Consider the following 14069-nt stretch of genomic DNA (forward strand, 5'->3'; position numbering starts at 1 on the left):
AAATGCTACATTGCAATTATGCCGACCGTCCCGCTTCCGGAGCCCTGCCATGTTCAAAGACCTGCGTATCAAGAATAAACTGTACCTGGGCTTCGGCTCGATCGTGGCCATCATCCTGATCCTGCTGGGCGTGGCCTACAACAGTTTTTCGCGCCTCTCGGAAGCCAATGCATGGGACCGGCACACGATGGACGTGCTGGTCGAAATCGACAAAATTCACAATTCCATCCTGCAAATCCAGGTGGAAGTGCGCGGTTTCATTCTCACCGGCAACGAAGCCTCGCTGAACCCGGAAACGGACGAGATGGCGGTGCTGTCGCAGCACACGCAAAAAGCCATCAGCATGACGGTCGACAACAAGGTGCAGTCGGAACGCTTCCGCAAGATCGACGCGCTGACCAGCACCTGGGTCAAGGAGTGGATCAATCCCCTGATCGAAAAACGCCGCGCGCTGGGAAATGGCCCGGGCGCCACGGAAGCGGTGGCGCGCACCATGCCGCCTACCGGATACCCGGCCGTCGCACAGGCCAACAAGCTGCTCGACGAAGTCGCTGCCGAGGAAAGCCGCTTGCTGGCCGAACGCACGGCCACCACGGCGAAATTGCAGGAAACCATGCTGCTGACCCTGGCGCTGGGCGGCTTGCTGTGCGTCGTGCTGGCGCTGGGCATTTCCTACCTGCTGGGCCGTTCCATCCTCGGTCCGCTGAACAACCTGACGGATGCCGTCGGGCGCATCGCCGGCGGCGAGCAAAACGCGCGCGCCGCCATCCTCTCGCGCGACGAGCTGGGCAAGGTGACGGAAGAATTCAACCGCATGGCGCAAACCATCCAGGACAACCAGTCCAATGAACTGGCCGCCACGAATACCTTGCGCGCCAAAGTCGATTCGCTGCTGGAAGTGGTGTCGAAGGCGGCCTCGGGCGACCTGACGGGCAAGGTCAGCATCACGGGCAGCGACGCCATCGGCCAGCTGGGCAACGGCCTGGCGAAGATGTTCGAGAACCTGCGCAGCCTGCTCAACAATGTGCAAAAGGCCGGCATCCAGGTCACGACGTCCGCCACTGAAATCGCCGCCTCGGCGCGCCAGCAGGAAGCCACGGGCATTGAGCAAGCGCAAACCAGCGTGGAAATTCTCAGCACCACCAAGGAAATCTCGGCCAATACGAGCCAGTTGCTCAAAACCATGGAAGACGCGACCGCCGTGGCCGACTACACGACGAATGCCACGGCCGAAGCACAGAATAACCTCAAGCGCATGGATTCGACCATGCAGCATATGGTATCGGCCACCGATTCCATCAACGCCAAGCTGGCCGCCCTGTCGGAAAAGGCCAGCAATATCAATAGCGTACTGATCACCATCACGAAGGTGGCCGACCAGACCAATATCCTGTCGCTGAACGCCGCCATCGAGGCGGAAAAAGCGGGCGAGGCGGGCCGCGGCTTCTCCGTGGTGGCGACGGAAATCCGCCGCCTGGCCGACCAGACCTCCGTCTCCACCTGGGATATCGAGCAAATGCTCAAGGAAATGCAGTCGGCGGTGTCGGCCAGCGTGATGGGCATGGATAAATTCTCGGAGGAAATTCGCCGCAGCGTAGGCGAAGTACGGCAAGTGGCCGAGCAGCTGTCGTCCGTGATGGACCAGGTGCAAAAGCTCACACCGCAATTTGATGCCGTGCTGCAAGGCATGCAGTCGCAAGCGATAGGCGCGTCGCAGATTTCCGACACCATGATGCAGCTCAACGATGCCACCCAGCAGACGGTGGAGTCATTAAAAGCCACCAGCGAGGCGGTGCACCAGCTGCAATATGCGGCGGGTGACCTGCAGTCGAGCGTCTCGACCTTCGCCGTGAACATCTGATCCCATGAAAGTGCTGCTCTTTCACATCGGACGCGACCGCTACGGCCTGCCCCTGGCAGGCATCGTGCGCGTGCTGCCGCTGCTGGAGCTGAAACAATTGCCGCTCACGCCAGACTATGTGGCCGGCCTGATGGACTTGCACGGCAAGCCCGTGCCCGTGATCGATCTGTCGCGCCTGGCCGGGCTGCCAGCTGCTGCCGCGCAGTTTGACACGCGCATCATCATCGTCGACTACGGCGCACCTGGCGGCGCCACGCATGCGCTGGGCCTGCTGGCTTCGCAGGTGCGCGGCATCGCCGACATCGACCCGCAACAGCTTGAAGACAGCGGCGTGGCGACGGTGCCCTTCCTGGGCCAGGTGGCCAGCGACGCCGACGGTATCGTGCAGCTGGTCGAGTTGGCACAACTGCTGCCGCCCGACGTGCGTGCGCTGCTGTTTCAAGATGCGAGCACGGCATGACGGCACAAGCCCTGCTGCGCCGCGCGACCGGCCTGTCCGTCTCCAAAGCCGTGGCCGAACGGGCCGTGGGCCAGCGCATGGAGCAGACGGGCTTCAGCGATAGCGTAGCCTATCTGCAGGCGCTCACGCCGGCCGAAATGACGCAGCTGATCGAACTGGTGGTGGTGCCCGAATCGTGGCTGTTCCGCGACCCGCAGGCGTTTTACGCCACCGTCGAACTGGTGCAGGAACGCTGGGCACGGGGGCGCGCCACGCGCATCCTGTCGATTCCCTGCGCGGGTGGAGAGGAACCCTATTCGATGGCCATGGCATTGCGCGACGGCGGCGTGCCGAAACAGGCGTTCAGCATCGACGCCTATGACCTGAGCCCCGGCTGCATCGAGCGGGCGCAGGCGGGCGTGTATGGCCGCAACGCCTTCCGCGCGCAGGACGTGGCCTTCCGCGAACGCTATTTCACGCACGTGGCCGACGATGCCTACCGCATCATTGACGCCTTGCGCGATCAGGTAAGCTTCAGGCAGGGCAACCTGCTGCAGTTCGATACCGCCACCTACAGCCGCCATTACGACGTCATCTTCTGCCGCAATCTGCTGATCTATTTTGACAAGCCGACCACGCGCGCGGCCATCCATAAGCTGTCGGCCCTGCTGGCCGACGACGGCATGCTGCTGGCCGGCTACGCGGAAGTGCCCTCGTTCTGCCAGAACGGCTTTGCGACGCTGCAGTTCCGCCAGGCCTTCGCCCTGAAGAAGGAAACGGCGGCGCCGGCGGCCCCCTTCCAGGCGGTACCGCTGCCGGCCGCGCGTACCCTGCGCAGCGTGCCGCCCGCACCGAGGCGCGCAGCCGCTCCCGCCCCTCCCATCACACAGGAGGGGCCGCGCACGCGCCCCGTGTCCGCACCATCGCACCAGCCGGCGCAGGCCACCCACGCCGACTTGCTGGCCGAGGCACGCCTGCTGGCCGACCGTGGCCAGTTGCGCGAAGCCGGTGAAAAATGCCACGCCCACCTGGCCCGCGTACCCGAAGCGGCGGAAGCGTATTTCATGCTGGGCATGATCAATGAACTGGCGGGCAAGACGGACCTGGCCGACGACTACTGGCGCCGCTGCATCTATTTGCAGCCGGATCATTACGAGGCGCTGTGCCATCTGGCCCTGCTGGCCGAGCGCAACGGTAACCACACGGCTGCCACCACCCTGAAGGCGCGCGCGGCGCGCATCTACCAGCGCCGCCAGGCGTCCAACTAAGGGGCAAGCATGACAAACATCATCGGCAGCGAGACCCTGGAAAGCATCGACGACTGCTGGAACCATATCGGCGTGGTCGGCGACCAGAGCTGCCCAAAGCTGCCAGCCAATGTCCATTGCCGCAACTGCGACGTGTATGCGGGCGCGGCCCAGCGCAACCTGCAGCGGCCCGTGGACGAACACTACCAGCGCGACTGGGCCAGCCACTTCCGCCAGATCGATACGGGCGGGGAAGTGCGCGACAGCTCGGCACTGGTGTTTCGCATCGGCCGTGAATGGCTGGCGCTGCCCACGCGCGTGTTCGACTCCGTGGCGCCGCAAGCCAGGCCGCACGTGCTGCCGCACCGCAGTGGGCGCGGCCTGTCTGGCATCGTCAACATCGGCGGCAAGCTGTATCCGTGCATGTCGCTGGCCAGTTTGCTGGGCATCGACGAACAGGGCGCACCGCCAGTCAAGGGCCGCCACACCTTTCCGCGCCTGCTGCTGATGCGCTGGGAAGAGCAAGCCTACGCCCTGCCTGTGGCTGACCTGCACGGCATCGTGCGCTATGCGTCGGGCAACGTGCAAACGCCTGCGGCCACCATCAACAAGGGCCTGTCGCGCTTTCTGTCGGGCGTGATCACCGAGGGCGACATGCGCATCGGCTGCCTGGACACGGCGCTGATCGGCTTTCAACTTGCGAGACTATTACGATGAGCCAGGACCAGCACGGCGACCTGAGTGCCTTTTCCATGCTGGACCTGTTCCGCATGGAGGCGGACAGCCAGACCCAGATTCTCACCGATGGCTTGCTGGCCATGGAGCGCCATGCGGGCGACGCGGCCGCCGTCGAAGCGATGATGCGCGCGGCGCACTCGATCAAGGGCGCCGCCGCCATCGTCGGCCTGCAAGTGGTGGTGCAACTGGCGCACGGCATGGAAGACAGCTTTGTCGCCGCCCAGCACGGCCGCTTGAAACTCACGCCGGAACGGGTCGACGTACTGCTGTCGGGCGTCGACCTGATCGTGCAGCTGTCGCGCCTGGACGATGCGGGTGCCGAAGCGTGGCTGGCAGCCAACGCGGCGCAGATCGACCAGACCCTGAACGCCATCGCCGGCATCGCCGAGCTGCCCGAACTGCCTGCCCTGCCCTCGCTGCCTTTGTCTGTGCCGGCGCCAACGCCGGCCCACTTGGCGCCGGAAGCCGCCGAGCCGCAAGCCCTCGTGGCCAGCGGCCTGGCGGGCGAGGAAGTGGAATCGTCTGCGGGCGCTCCCGCGCCGCGTGCCGGCGCGCCCGCCAAGGCCCAGGCACAGAATTTCGACAAACTGCTGTCGCTGGCCAGCGAATCGCGCATCAATGCGCACCAGATGCACCCCTTCATCGGCGCCCTGCAACGCTTCAAGCGCAACCAAAGCAGCCTGTTTTCCGCCATCGAACACCTGCATGAGGCCATTGCCCGCTCGGGCGACGCCGGCCTGATGGAAAAATCCCTGCTGGCACTGCAAAAGACGCAACCCCTGAAGCAGTTCATGCTGGAGCACATCGCCGACATCGAAACCTATGAACGGCGCCTGCTGGCCGTCTCGCAGGGTATGGTCGACGAAGTGCTGGCCCTGCGCATGCGCCCTTTCCGCGACGGCATCCACGCGTTTCCCCGCATGGTGCGCGACCTGGCGCGTAGCCTGGGCAAGGAAGTGCAGCTGAAAATCGACGGCGAAGAGACCCTGGTCGACCGCGACATCCTGGCGAAGATCGAAAGCCCGCTGAACCACATGCTCAGGAATGCCATCGACCATGGCATGGAAGGCCCGTACGAGCGCATCGAGGTGGGCAAGGAAGCAATGGGCACGATACGCATGGAGGCGCGCCACCGCGCCGGCATGCTGAGCATCGAGATCAGCGATGACGGACGCGGCGTCGACCTGGAAAAAATCCGCCAGTCCGTGATCGAGCGCAAGATGGCCAGCCCCGCCATGGCCGCCGCGCTGTCGCCCGGCGAGCTGCTGGAATTCCTGTTCCTGCCCGCATTCAGCCTGAAAGCGACGGCCAACCAGCTGTCAGGCCGTGGCGTCGGGCTCGATATCGTGCACGAGACGATACGCCAGCAAAACGGCACGGTGCGCCTGGAGTCCGAGCCGGGACGGGGTTTCCGCGCCCTGATTACCCTGCCGCTGACGCAGTCGATCGTGCGCGCGCTGGTGATCGACGTACAGGGCGAAGCCTACGCCATCCCCATCGTCAAGGTGGAAAGCGTGGTGCGCGTGCCGCAAGCTACCATCCATACGCTGGAAAACAAGCAGTTCTTTGAGCTCAAGGGCGAGCATCTGGGCCTGGTGTCGGCGGCGCAGGTGCTGGAACTGGGCGAAGCGCCCAGTAGCGCCGACGATTTGCCGGTGGTGGTGATCGGGCGCGGCAAGCAAAGCTATGCGCTGGTGGTCGACGCCATCCGCGGCGAGCAAAGCCTGGCGGTGCAGGCGATCGATCCGATCTTCGGCAAGATGCGCGACATTTCCGCCGCCGCCCTGCTCGATGATGGCGAGCCGGTGCTGATCCTCGACGTGCCCGACCTGCTGCTGTCGATCGACAAGCTGCTGCACGAGGGCGGCCTGCACCAGCTGGCGCAGGCGGGCCACGCGCAGCAGCGCCGCGCCAAGCGCATCCTGGTGGTCGACGATTCGCTGACGGTACGCGAGATGGAGCGCAAGCTGCTGCTGGCGCGCGGCTTCGATGTCGACGTGGCCATCGATGGCATCGACGGCTGGAACGTGGTGCGCAGCGGCGAGTACGATCTGGTCATCACCGACGTGGACATGCCGCGCATGGATGGCATCGAACTGGTCTCGTTGATCAAGAAGGACTTGCACCTGCACAAGCTGCCGGTGATGATCGTTTCGTACAAGGACCGCCCGGAAGACCGCGCGCGCGGCCTGTCCGCCGGCGCCGACTATTATCTGACCAAAGGCAGCTTCCACGACGAGACCTTGCTCGACGCGGTGGCAGACCTGATAGGAGATGCCCGCTTATGAGCTGTACTTCATGAAAATTGCCATTGTTAACGATGTCGCCATGGCCGCCGAAGCCCTGCGCCGGGTGGTAGCCAGCACGCAGGAACACCAGGTGCTGTGGATTGCCCGCACGGGACTCGAAGCGGTGCGCATGTGCGAGGCCAACCGCCCCGATCTGATCCTGATGGACCTGAACATGCCGGAGATGGATGGCGTCGAAGCGACGCGCCTGATCATGGAACAAAGCCCGTGCGCCATCCTGGTTGTCACGGGACGCCCGCAAGACAATGTCAACCAGGTTTTCCGCGCGCTGGGCGCCGGCGCACTCGACGTCACGGCCACCCCGGTGCTGCAGGGACAAGTGGGAGGCGACAGCGAACTGCTGGCCAAGATCAAGACCATCGGCAAGCTGATACGCCACAGCGCCGAAGCGCCGCCGCCGCGCCAGGTGCAAGCCAACGGTGAACGCGGCGACGGCCAGGTCACCACTCTGGTGGCCATCGGCGCTTCGACGGGAGGGCCGTCAGCGGTAGCCAAAGTGCTGTCCGGCTGGACGGCGCCGCCCGGCTGCGCCATCGTGGTGGTGCAACATATCGATGAAACCTTCGCCTCGCATTTCGCCAAATGGCTGGACGATCAATTGGAGATGCCCGTGCGCGTGATCGCCGAGGGTGACGAACTGGTGGCCGGCAGCGTACTGGTCGCCAAGACCAATGATCACCTGTTGCTGGATCAAAATTATCGTTTGGGTTACGATGCGGCACCACGCGAATATGTTTACCGTCCTTCCGTCGATGTCTTCTTTCATTGCGTTGCACAGCACTGGCGCGGCGATGCCATCGGCGTGTTGCTCACAGGCATGGGCCGCGACGGCGGCGAGGGATTGCTGGCCATGCGCCGCGCGGGCAAGACGACGATAGCGCAAGACCAGGCCAGCAGTGCCGTGTATGGCATGCCGCGCGCTGCGGCCGAACTCGATGCAGCGCAACAAATCCTGCCATTGGATAGAATAGGCGTCAGCCTGCGCAGCCGCCTGGGCGCCAAACTCAACAGTGGGTGGGAGTCCTCCCCTAACATCTGAAAAGAATGCAATGCCAGAATTTTCCTCCAGTTTCACCATGCATGAGCCCGCATTGACCGAATTCAAAGTCAGCGTGCTGCTGGTGGACGACCAGTTGATCATTGCTGAGGCAATACGGCGCATGCTGAGCGACCAGCACGATATCGAGTTTCATTACGTGACCGACGCCACGCAGGCGCTGGACACGGCGCTGCGCTTGCAACCGACCGTCATCCTGCAAGACTTGGTGCTGCCGGGCATCGACGGCTTCGCGCTGATCCAACTGTACCGCGAAAACGCGGCGCTGGCGCATGTGCCGGTGATCGTGCTGTCGGCCAAGGATGACCCGAAACTGAAGGCCCATAGCTTTGCCGTCGGCGCCAATGATTACGTGGTGAAACTGCCGGACCGCCTGGAGTTGCTGGCGCGCATACGCTACCATTCCAACGCGCACATCAGCCGATTGCAGCGCGACCAGGCATTTCGTTTCCTGCGCGAAAGCCAAAAAAACCTGGCCGATACAAATATTGAATTGCAGAAACTAGCCGCCCTCGATGGCTTGACGGGCATCGCCAACCGCCGCCGCTTCGATGAAACCCTGCAATTCGAATGGCAGCGGGGCCAGCGCGACAAGACGCCGCTGAGCCTGCTATTCTGCGATATCGACCATTTCAAGAGCTATAACGATCACTTTGGCCACCTGGCGGGCGACCTGTGCCTGAAAAAAGTGGCCGCCGTACTGACGGAACATTTGAAGCGCCCGGCCGACCTGGCCGCCCGCTATGGGGGTGAGGAATTCGCGCTGATCCTGCCCGAAACGGAAGCTGCAGGGGCCTTGCTGATCGCCGAAGCATGCCGACGCCACCTGGAGGGCTTGCAGATCGAGAACCCGGCGACCAGCACGGGCATCGTCACCATCTCGATCGGCGTGGCCACCATCGTGCCTTCGCCGGACTCGACGGTCGAGCAACTGATCAACCGCGCCGACCAGGCCCTGTACGCGGCCAAGCGCGGCGGACGCAACAGCGTGTTGTGCGCCGATGACATCGAAAACTGATTTTTAACTGAAGGAAAGTGAAGCATGAGCACACAACTGGACAATGTCAGCGTCGTCAAAAAATCGAATATCTATTTTGACGGCAAGTGCGTCTCGCACAACGTCATCCTGGCCGATGGCACGAAGAAAAGCGTGGGCGTAATTTTCCCGTCATCGCTGCGCTTCAACACGGGCGCACCGGAAACGATGGAAATCGTCGGCGGCTTGTGCAAGGTACGCCTGGCCGATGCGACAGAGTGGAACAGCTATGGCGCGGGCACGGAATTCAAGGTGCCGGGCAACAGCTATTTTGATATCGAAACGACTGAAACAGTGGACTACGTCTGCCATTTTGCCTGATTCGCGCAGAAAAAACGTCCATGGCTGCGTTGCACTGCCTCGCCGTACTATGCGTACTGTCTTCGGCAATGCGCCTTGCCCTGAACATTTTTTCAAGCGCGGATATATTATTTAGATAAACACAGGCTCGGGCGACAGGCGCACGCCATATTTCGCCTCTACATCATCCTGTATCGCTGCCGCCAGCCGGGTAATGTCCGCGCCACGAGCGCCGCCATTATTCACCAGAACCAGCGCCTGCTTGGGATACACTCCCGCGGGCCCCAGGTTTTTTCCCTTCCAGCCACACTGATCGATCAGCCAGCCGGCCGCCAGCTTTTCCGTGCCATCGGCTTGTGCATGGTGCACCAGCGTGGGAAAACGCTCCAACAAAGCAAGACATTGCTCTCGTGATACCACGGGATTCTTGAAGAAGCTGCCCGCATTGCCGATCACGGCCGGGTCGGGCAATTTGCGCCGCCGTATCGCCATCACGGTTTCGGCCACCTGTTGCGGCGTCGGCTCGGCAAGATTGCGCTCGGCCACGGCCTGTGCCAGCTCCGCGTAGCGCAAGTTCGGCTGCCACTCGGCAGGCAAGGCAAACGTTACTTCCAGCACGATCAGCTCCCGCCCTTCTGCCTGCTTGAAGATGCTGTCGCGGTAAGCGAAACGGCAAGCGTCACGGTCCATGTCGAAGACAATGCCGCTGGCGCTGTGCATGACGCTCACGCTATGCAGATAATCCTTGATTTCAACGCCATACGCGCCAATATTCTGGATAGGGGCCGCGCCCACCGTACCGGGGATCAAGGACAGGTTTTCCAGCCCGCCCACGCCTTGCGCCAGGGTCCACTGCACGAAGTCGTGCCAGTTTTCACCGGCTGCGGCCGTGACGAGGATGGTCTCGAAGTCCGCCTGCGCCAAGCGCATGCCGCGCGTGGCCATGTGCAGCACGGCGCCGGGAAAGTCGCCCGTCAGGACGATATTGCTGCCGCCACCCAATATCAGGCGCGGCATGGCGGACAAGGCGGGATCTTGCAACGCGGCCTGCAATTCGGCTTGCGAAGTAATGCGTACGTAGGCGGCCGCATTGGCCGTGATGCCGAAGGTATTCAGGCGCTGGAGGGAGTAATTGTGTTCGATGGTGAGCTCTGCAGACAAGGGATAGCGATTATTTTGCTCGATTATAGAGTGAAACCGACAAAAAACCAGCGCAAGACAAGGGCAGGCCGTCCGTTGTCCGTTAAAATGTCGCATCTTTAACAAGGCCGTCCCATGGCGTAGAATCAGCCGCCAAGGCCCAGTGCGCCGAGCGCGCGCTCGCTTTAACAAGAAAAGGAACAGACCATGCCATCATTTGATGTAGTCTCCGAAGCCGATATGATCGAAGTCAAGAATGCCGTCGAGCAATCCAACAAGGAAATCACCACCCGCTTCGACTTCAAGGGCAGCGACGCCCGCGTCGAACACAAGGAAAACGAATTGACTGCGTTTGCGGATTCGGAATTTCAGCTCAGCCAGGTGCGCGATGTACTGACGAACAAATTGACCAAACGCAAGGTCGATGTGCGCTTCCTCGACGAAGGCGACATCAAGAAGATCGGCGGCGACAAGGTCAAGCAGATCATCAAGATCAAGAATGGCATCGAATCGGATGATGCCAAGAAAATCGTGCGCGTCATCAAGGATAGCAAGATGAAAGTCCAAGCGAGCATCCAGGGTGAAGCCGTGCGCGTCACGGGCGCCAAGCGCGACGACCTGCAGGCGGCCATGGCCATGCTGCGCAAGGACGTGCCCGACATGCCGCTGGAATTTAACAATTTCCGCGATTAATTTCGATGAGGTGCGCGATCCGGCACGCGCTTGCACCGCCATGGTGGCAAGCTGCCCCGGAGTGCCTGCCCGCTTGGGGTAGAATTGAAGCTGCGCACAGCTACATGCGCCCGCGCGCCCGACCGGCAGCGGGCTTGACCGTACATCTGGCTCAGTGATAACCACGGTAGTCTAAGGATAGCAATGAAACGTGTTGATGATTTCCGCCTGCGATTTGGCAAAAAAGAATATGTGCCCATCATGATAGGCGGAATGGGTGTGGATATTTCCACGTCGGAGCTGGCCCTGGAAGCGGCCCGGCTGAACGGTATCGGCCATATTTCCGATGCCATGGTGGAAGATGTGTCGGATCGTCGTTTCGACACCACCTTCGTCAAAGACAAGACGAAACTGTACAAGTTCAACATCAATAATAGCGACAAGGCCGTGGTGCAATTCGACCTGGGCCGCCTGGCGGAAGCGCAACGTCTGCATATCGGTCGCACCATGGAAGCGAAAAAAGGCGATGGATTGATCTTCGTCAATTGCATGGAAAAGCTGACCATGAACGGCCCCCGCGAAACCTTGCGCGTGCGCCTGAATGCGGCGCTGGACGCGGGCATCGATGGCATCACCCTGTCCGCTGGTTTGCACTTCGGGTCGTTTGCCTTGATGGCCGACCATCCACGTTTCCGTGATGCCAAACTGGGCATCATCGTCTCGTCCGTGCGCGCCCTGCAGATTTTCCTGCGCAAGAACGCCAAGCTGGATCGCCTGCCCGACTTCATCATCGTCGAGGGCCCATTGGCCGGCGGCCACCTGGGTTTCGGCATGGACTGGGCCAATTACGACCTGCACACCATCACTGCGGAACTGCTGGCCTATCTGAAAACGGAACAGCTGGATATCCCGCTGATCGCCGCTGGCGGCATCTTCACGGGCAGCGATGCCGTTTCCTTTCTGGAAGCGGGCGCAGCCGGCGTGCAAGTGGCGACGCGCTTCACCGTCACCGAGGAATGCGGCTTGCCAAACAAGGTCAAGCAGGAATACTACAAGGCTTCGGAAGAAGACATCATCGTCAATGGCGTCTCGCCAACTGGCTACCCGATGCGCATGCTGAAAAACACGCCCGCTATCGGCGCCGGCATCCGTCCTGGCTGCGAATCGTATGGCTATCTGCTCGACGCGACGGGCAACTGTGCCTATATCAACTCGTACAACCGCGAAGTGGCGGCCCATCCCGAGCAAAAAACCGTCGTCGTGATGGACAAGACCTGCCTGTGCACGCACATGCGCAACTTCAACTGCTGGACCTGCGGCCATTACACTTATCGCCTGAAGGACACCACCCACAAGCTCGACAACGGCGAATACCAGATCCTGACGGCCGAACACGTCTTCAAGGACTACCAGTTCAGCGTCGACAACCAGATCGCCCTGCCAGAAAAAGAAGTTCAGGGCTGAATTTTCTCAGCCTGAACTGAAAATGGCGCAGCCTGTGAAGGCTGCGCCATTTTTTATGCCTGAAGCATTTCCAGCAATGCCCGTTCAATCACCTCGAACTTGGGCCGCTGCAGCACTTCTTCCTGCAAGCAAGCCTCCTGCAAGGCCTGCATGAGAGGCAAGGGGGTCGCACAGTGCGCGATCAGCTCGCCCAGCAGCACGCCAAAGGCGCGCGCCTCTATACCCTGCAGCAAATCTGCTTGCGGCGAGCCGGGTACAAACATGGATGCCGCGCCGAAGTCGCCCAGCAAGCAGGCGCCACCATCCGCATGCAGGATATTGTGGCCATACAAATCGCCATGCACAATGCCGCGCGCATGCAACTGGCACACGGCGGAGGCGATGCCATGGGCAATCGCCAGCACTTGCGGCACGTCAAAGCCCACGCCATCGGCATACACATCACGCGTGCATGAGGCCAGACTCGGTGGCCCGGCCAGATTGCCGAAAGTTGCATCGATGAGCGGCATGACGAGTCCAGCCGCCCCTTGCGGATGCCCGTCCAGGGTGCCCAGGATGGGAATCAGGCCCGCGTGCGCACCCGCGCCGACGCAGGCGGCCATTTCACTGCGCGGCAAGCCATCGCTGGTCATCGCCCCCTTGAACACTTTGACAGCGACATCATCGCGCCCATCCAGACGGGCACGGTGTATCACGCCCGATGCGCCCTCGCCCAGCTGCTGCGCCAATGCCAGGCGCTGCCATGCCACAGTCGCCGCGCCGGCATCGGTCAAGGCTGCCAGTTCGCGCACTTCCGTGAACGGGTTGCCCGCGTACGCAAGCCAGCTCAGGCGCGGTAAAGACAGCAGGCAGTCTGGCAGCGCCGTAAAACGGTTAGCGGCAATGCGCACCAGCTCCAGTTGGCGGCAATCTGCCAGGGACGCGGGCAAATGGCTCAGGCAATTGCCTGCCAGCATAAGCTTCTGCAATTCACGGCACTTGCCGAGCTCATCCGGCAAGACTTCGATGGCATTGTCGGTGAGAGTCAGCCAACGCAGGCTGGGCGGCAAAGCTGCGGCCGGCACGTGGCGTATCCGGTTCGCCTTGAAACCAATCATGCTCAGCTCCAGACAGGAACCGAGCACGGCAGGCAAGGTGGCGAACAAGTTATCCGAACAAAAAATGATGCGTAACTTGTGCAGGCGCGGCAAATCGTCGGGCAGGGAGGATAGCGCATTGCCGGACAAATCAAGAATTTCCAGGCTGTCAGCCAGATCGAAGATCTCACGGGGGAATTCAGTCAAGCCGCAGGACAGCTTCAGACGGCGTACACCGGCCAGTTGGCCAGCGCGTAATTGTTCCAGTGTATGCAAAGCAGACAAGATATCCCTTTCAAAAAACCGGCAATCGCTGGCATGGCTAAAACCCGCGGACGTAAAAAAACCCCCACCGGATCACCGATGGGGGTTTTTTCGAATAACAAGCCTGACGATAACCTACTTTCACACTGGTTGCAGCACTATCATCGGCGCAAAGTTGTTTCACGGTCCTGTTCGGGATGGGAAGGGGTGGGACCAACTTGCTATGGTCATCAGGCATAACTTGTACTGGCATTTGTCCTCAATTGAGCGACAAAGCCTGAATCTGGAAGAAGCAAAGATTGGGGTAATGAATAGTAGTATCAACAAACTCACAACGTTGTACCGTCTTATCCTCTGTACCTGCTAAGGTTATAGGGACAAGCCGTACGGGCAATTAGTACTGGTTAGCTTAATGCATTACTGCACTTCCACACCCAGCCTATCAACGTCCTGGTCTCGAACGACC

At 61.4% G+C, this 14069-nt stretch carries 12 protein-coding genes and 2 rRNA genes; 10 read left to right on the top strand and 4 right to left on the bottom strand.

The window, feature by feature from the left end:
* Window positions 1-49 precede the first annotated feature (49 nt).
* The 8 genes from ACQ4WZ_RS15375 to ppnP are packed head-to-tail and all read left to right on the top strand — an operon-like array spanning window position 50 to window position 9008.
* Window positions 50-1861 carry a methyl-accepting chemotaxis protein gene (locus tag ACQ4WZ_RS15375; RefSeq protein ID WP_101480241.1) on the top strand — a complete coding sequence of 604 codons (1812 nt, stop codon included), beginning with the start codon at window positions 50-52 and terminating at the stop codon, window positions 1859-1861.
* A gap of 4 nt (window positions 1862-1865) precedes the next feature.
* A complete protein-coding gene (locus ACQ4WZ_RS15380; protein ID WP_436573837.1) occupies window positions 1866-2321 on the top strand; it encodes a chemotaxis protein CheW in 456 nt (151 codons plus the stop codon).
* Window positions 2318-3568 carry a CheR family methyltransferase gene (locus ACQ4WZ_RS15385; RefSeq protein WP_436573838.1) on the top strand — a complete coding sequence of 417 codons (1251 nt, stop codon included), beginning with the start codon at window positions 2318-2320 and terminating at the stop codon, window positions 3566-3568. Before ACQ4WZ_RS15380 ends, ACQ4WZ_RS15385 begins: the two co-directional genes overlap by 4 nt.
* A 9-nt stretch (window positions 3569-3577) precedes the next feature.
* Entirely contained in the window at window positions 3578-4264 is a 687-nt protein-coding gene (locus ACQ4WZ_RS15390) for a chemotaxis protein CheW (RefSeq protein WP_133993044.1), read from the top strand.
* On the top strand, window positions 4261-6573 hold the full coding sequence (locus tag ACQ4WZ_RS15395) for a hybrid sensor histidine kinase/response regulator (protein WP_436573839.1): 2313 nt from the start codon (window positions 4261-4263) through the stop codon (window positions 6571-6573). Before ACQ4WZ_RS15390 ends, ACQ4WZ_RS15395 begins: the two co-directional genes overlap by 4 nt.
* Window positions 6574-6583: 10 nt before the next feature.
* Window positions 6584-7633, top strand: coding sequence for a chemotaxis-specific protein-glutamate methyltransferase CheB (gene cheB, locus ACQ4WZ_RS15400; protein WP_436573840.1), 1050 nt, complete (start codon window positions 6584-6586; stop codon window positions 7631-7633).
* A gap of 10 nt (window positions 7634-7643) precedes the next feature.
* A complete protein-coding gene (locus ACQ4WZ_RS15405; RefSeq protein WP_101480236.1) occupies window positions 7644-8669 on the top strand; it encodes a diguanylate cyclase in 1026 nt (341 codons plus the stop codon).
* Window positions 8670-8693: 24 nt separating this feature from the next.
* Window positions 8694-9008: a pyrimidine/purine nucleoside phosphorylase gene (ppnP, locus tag ACQ4WZ_RS15410; protein ID WP_133993048.1), complete on the top strand. Its 315-nt coding sequence runs from the start codon at window positions 8694-8696 to the stop codon at window positions 9006-9008.
* 111 nt (window positions 9009-9119) lie between these two features.
* Here ppnP and murB read toward each other — a convergent pair whose 3' ends face one another.
* The gene (gene murB / locus ACQ4WZ_RS15415) at window positions 9120-10148 is read right to left on the bottom strand and encodes a UDP-N-acetylmuramate dehydrogenase (protein WP_436573841.1); all 1029 of its coding nucleotides are present in this window, start codon (window positions 10146-10148) and stop codon (window positions 9120-9122) included.
* 186 nt (window positions 10149-10334) lie between these two features.
* On the opposite strand from murB, the gene ACQ4WZ_RS15420 reads away from it, so the two are divergent.
* Window positions 10335-10820: a YajQ family cyclic di-GMP-binding protein gene (locus tag ACQ4WZ_RS15420; protein WP_034759416.1), complete on the top strand. Its 486-nt coding sequence runs from the start codon at window positions 10335-10337 to the stop codon at window positions 10818-10820.
* A gap of 183 nt (window positions 10821-11003) precedes the next feature.
* A complete protein-coding gene (locus tag ACQ4WZ_RS15425) occupies window positions 11004-12263 on the top strand; it encodes a nitronate monooxygenase (protein WP_101480233.1) in 1260 nt (419 codons plus the stop codon).
* A gap of 53 nt (window positions 12264-12316) precedes the next feature.
* Here ACQ4WZ_RS15425 and ACQ4WZ_RS15430 read toward each other — a convergent pair whose 3' ends face one another.
* From ACQ4WZ_RS15430 to ACQ4WZ_RS15440, 3 genes are all read right to left on the bottom strand, one after another.
* Window positions 12317-13615, bottom strand: a complete 1299-nt coding sequence (locus tag ACQ4WZ_RS15430) for a leucine-rich repeat-containing protein kinase family protein (RefSeq protein WP_436573900.1) — start codon at window positions 13613-13615, stop codon at window positions 12317-12319.
* Window positions 13616-13725: 110 nt separating this feature from the next.
* Window positions 13726-13838 (bottom strand): 5S ribosomal RNA (gene rrf / locus ACQ4WZ_RS15435).
* Between the two features lie 138 nt (window positions 13839-13976).
* A 23S ribosomal RNA gene (locus ACQ4WZ_RS15440) occupies window positions 13977-14069 on the bottom strand; the annotation flags it as partial.

The sequence above is a fragment of the Janthinobacterium darwini genome (assembly GCF_051380905.1).
GTDB lineage: Bacteria > Pseudomonadota > Gammaproteobacteria > Burkholderiales > Burkholderiaceae_D > Janthinobacterium.

What these genes read in the sequence shown, in the direction of transcription:
- ACQ4WZ_RS15375 (WP_101480241.1), top strand. Translation starts at nt 50, where the DNA reads ATGTTCAAAGACCTGCGTATCAAGAATAAACTGTACCTGGGCTTCGGC.
- ACQ4WZ_RS15380 (WP_436573837.1), top strand. Translation starts at nt 1,866, where the DNA reads ATGAAAGTGCTGCTCTTTCACATCGGACGCGACCGCTACGGCCTGCCC.
- ACQ4WZ_RS15385 (WP_436573838.1), top strand. Translation starts at nt 2,318, where the DNA reads ATGACGGCACAAGCCCTGCTGCGCCGCGCGACCGGCCTGTCCGTCTCC.
- ACQ4WZ_RS15390 (WP_133993044.1), top strand. Translation starts at nt 3,578, where the DNA reads ATGACAAACATCATCGGCAGCGAGACCCTGGAAAGCATCGACGACTGC.
- ACQ4WZ_RS15395 (WP_436573839.1), top strand. Translation starts at nt 4,261, where the DNA reads ATGAGCCAGGACCAGCACGGCGACCTGAGTGCCTTTTCCATGCTGGAC.
- cheB (WP_436573840.1), top strand. Translation starts at nt 6,584, where the DNA reads ATGAAAATTGCCATTGTTAACGATGTCGCCATGGCCGCCGAAGCCCTG.
- ACQ4WZ_RS15405 (WP_101480236.1), top strand. Translation starts at nt 7,644, where the DNA reads ATGCCAGAATTTTCCTCCAGTTTCACCATGCATGAGCCCGCATTGACC.
- ppnP (WP_133993048.1), top strand. Translation starts at nt 8,694, where the DNA reads ATGAGCACACAACTGGACAATGTCAGCGTCGTCAAAAAATCGAATATC.
- ACQ4WZ_RS15420 (WP_034759416.1), top strand. Translation starts at nt 10,335, where the DNA reads ATGCCATCATTTGATGTAGTCTCCGAAGCCGATATGATCGAAGTCAAG.
- ACQ4WZ_RS15425 (WP_101480233.1), top strand. Translation starts at nt 11,004, where the DNA reads ATGAAACGTGTTGATGATTTCCGCCTGCGATTTGGCAAAAAAGAATAT.